Source organism: Desulfatiglans sp., assembly GCA_012513605.1.
Lineage (GTDB): Bacteria > Desulfobacterota > DSM-4660 > Desulfatiglandales > HGW-15 > JAAZBV01.
In genome coordinates, this window is record JAAZBV010000078.1 from 1 (window position 1) to 2,603 (window position 2,603).

Sequence of the window (2,603 nt, forward strand, 5' to 3'; positions counted from 1 at the left end):
ATTCAAGGGGGTAGGTCTTCACTACAACGGGTTTTCACACCCCTCTCTAATAATTACAGTTACTTATACCCCGAAAAATCGTCATTTTTACTAAAACACTAATCGAATAGCGAAAGTCGGGCTAAAGCTACGCCCTGACAAGATGGCGGGACAAGAGGTGCAATGCCCTTCAATAATGTAGGGGCGAAAATGGCTGACAGCACCCCATCCAAGAGCCTGCGCAAGTTCCAGGATGTTTTCCGGATTCCTGCTTTTCAATTAATAAACCAGTCAGGGATATGTAAATTAATTTCAAACAATGATATAAAAATATTGTTAATAAGCGCCGATCACTGGCTATCTCTATTGCCATAAATAAACAGTGATAGCCATTATATTCACCGATTGTTGAGGATATATAATATCAAGGTGGTTTAAAAATGCAGGGACGAATAATTATTCACCCCTACAGAATTAATATAGAATATTTTTTCCATTCATGCAGATGCTGTTGGGATAAAAAAATTATTGACACGGAGCGTCAAATCAAAACGTTCCCACGGTGACCGTGGGAACGAGAAGTAAGTTTAGCTGATTGCTGATAGCTGACTGCTGATAGCTCCAACCGAAATTGACAAATTTCGGTTGGTATTAGAAATGATAAACAAACCTTGCGTTGATTCTTTCCCCTTCAGGTCTGTTTTTTGCGTCTGTCTCAAAGTACATATTAATGAAGAGATGGGCATCCTTATTAAATGAATAGAGCACTCCAGGGCCTACAGCCAAAACCTTTTCTTTTGAGCCAATCTGGTCAACCCCATCATGCTCAGTCTCACTGAGCTGCCTTAAATAATAGCCATTAATACCTGCACGTAACCTCTGGGGTATTAATTCATAGGATGTTGCAAAATTAATATGAAATGCCTCTCCGGCCTGTACCTCCTCTACACCCGTTGCAGCAAGAGGTGCATAAGGTTCATCATTTTCATCATTCAACAGGTAACTGACCCTTGTTGATGCAGTCCATTTTGGGGTTATAAAATAGGTTGCAGCCCAGTATGGGTTAAAGGAGAAAAAATTACTGCCTGCATTTATGGCCTTTGTTTGATCATAATCCCCGGTCGGTAATATAAAACCCAGTGAGAATCTGTGCATAAATTTAGGGCCGTTTGCTCCCATAATCGGGTCCCATTGCAGATAAGGGCCTACCCAGATATCTCCCATTCCGGATTTCTCCATGGGAAAACCTGGCAGATAGGTATTATAGCTCATATCAAGCTTTGCAAAGGGAACTATTATATCAAGTCCCCATTTTGCCGTGAGTATAAATTCAGTGTTTGACTGGTATGTACACTGTATAAGTGTAATCCATGCCTCCAGTTCTTCACCTGCAAAGGGTGGTAAAAGTGCATTGCCATTCTGATCCTTGAATTTATCTGCTGTCCAGTACTGTACATAATTTTGTGAATAGAGTCCTGGCCCTGATGGCGGTGCGCCGTCCATAAAGCTTGTAAATCCAAGGTTTACAGATGGCAGATCATAAGCTGATGATGACACTGGTATGGCAAAAAATAAAAATAAAGCAAGAATCAATAGATAGATATTCTTTAGTTTCATAGCTTTTTTCTCCTCAAATACTCTTCATAAGCTGCGGTTTTGGAAAATCCTTGAATACCTCTTCGGATTTTCTAAGCTCGTCATCTGAGAGCGCATAATTATCCAGATCATTTGAAAAATACTTTTCATATGAACCAAGGTCAAGAAGCCCGTGTCCGCTCAGGTTAAAGAGTATTACCTTTTTTTCTCCTGTCTCTTTTGCCTTTGTAGCCTCCGCAACCACCTGAGCAATAGCATGGTTGGATTCAGGCGCAGGGATGATACCCTCAGTCCGGGCAAAGAGAACACCGGCATTGAATGCGTCAATCTGTGAAACCGCCTTTGCTGTTAGTAAACCTTCTGTAACAAGCTGGCTTACTATTGGAGACATGCCATGATAACGTAAGCCGCCTGCATGAACCGGAGGAGGTACAAATGCATGGCCAAGGCTGTGCATTGCAAGAAGCGGGGTATACCTTGCTGTGTCACCGTGATCATATACAAATGGTCCCCTTGTCAATGTCGGGCATGCTATTGGCTCAACAGGGTATATCTCTACCTTTTTGCCATGCATCTTGTCAGATACGAATGGAAATGCGATACCGGCAAAGTTGCTTCCGCCGCCAGCGCAGCCGATTACTATGTCAGGATAATCCCCGGTCTTTTCGAGCTGTTTTTTTGCCTCAAGGCCTATCACTGTCTGGTGGAGCATTACATGGTTGAGCACGCTGCCCAGTGCGTAGCGGGTCTGACCTGTTGTGTCGCTTACTGCGGCCTCCACTGCCTCGCTGATGGCAATGCCAAGGCTTCCGGGTGTGTTCGGGTCTTTGGCAAGTATTGCCCTTCCTGCGTTTGTTTCATTGCTTGGGCTTGCTACACATTTGCCGCCCCATGCCTGCATCTGTGCCTTTCTGTAGGGCTTCTGGTCAAAGCTGATACGAACCATGTATATCCTGCATTCAAGCCCGATCTGGCTGCATGCAAATGATAGGGCGCTTCCCCACTGGCCTGCTCCTGTCTCTGTTGTG

2 protein-coding genes are annotated in these 2,603 nt (G+C 43.9%); both read right to left on the bottom strand.

Annotated features, from left to right (window positions below; translation table 11 throughout):
- Positions 1-630 precede the first annotated feature (630 nt).
- Positions 631-1,596 (bottom strand): phenol degradation protein meta, encoded by a 966-nt coding sequence (locus tag GX654_09810; GenBank protein NLD37151.1) that lies wholly within the window; start codon positions 1,594-1,596, stop codon positions 631-633.
- Positions 1,597-1,609: 13 nt separating this feature from the next.
- On the bottom strand, positions 1,610-2,603 hold a 994-nt coding region (locus GX654_09815; protein NLD37152.1), incomplete at its 5' end, for a TrpB-like pyridoxal phosphate-dependent enzyme.

Excerpts from the sequence above, each read along its gene's own strand:
- GX654_09810 (NLD37151.1), bottom strand. The coding sequence starts at position 1,596 with ATGAAACTAAAGAATATCTATCTATTGATTCTTGCTTTATTTTTATTT.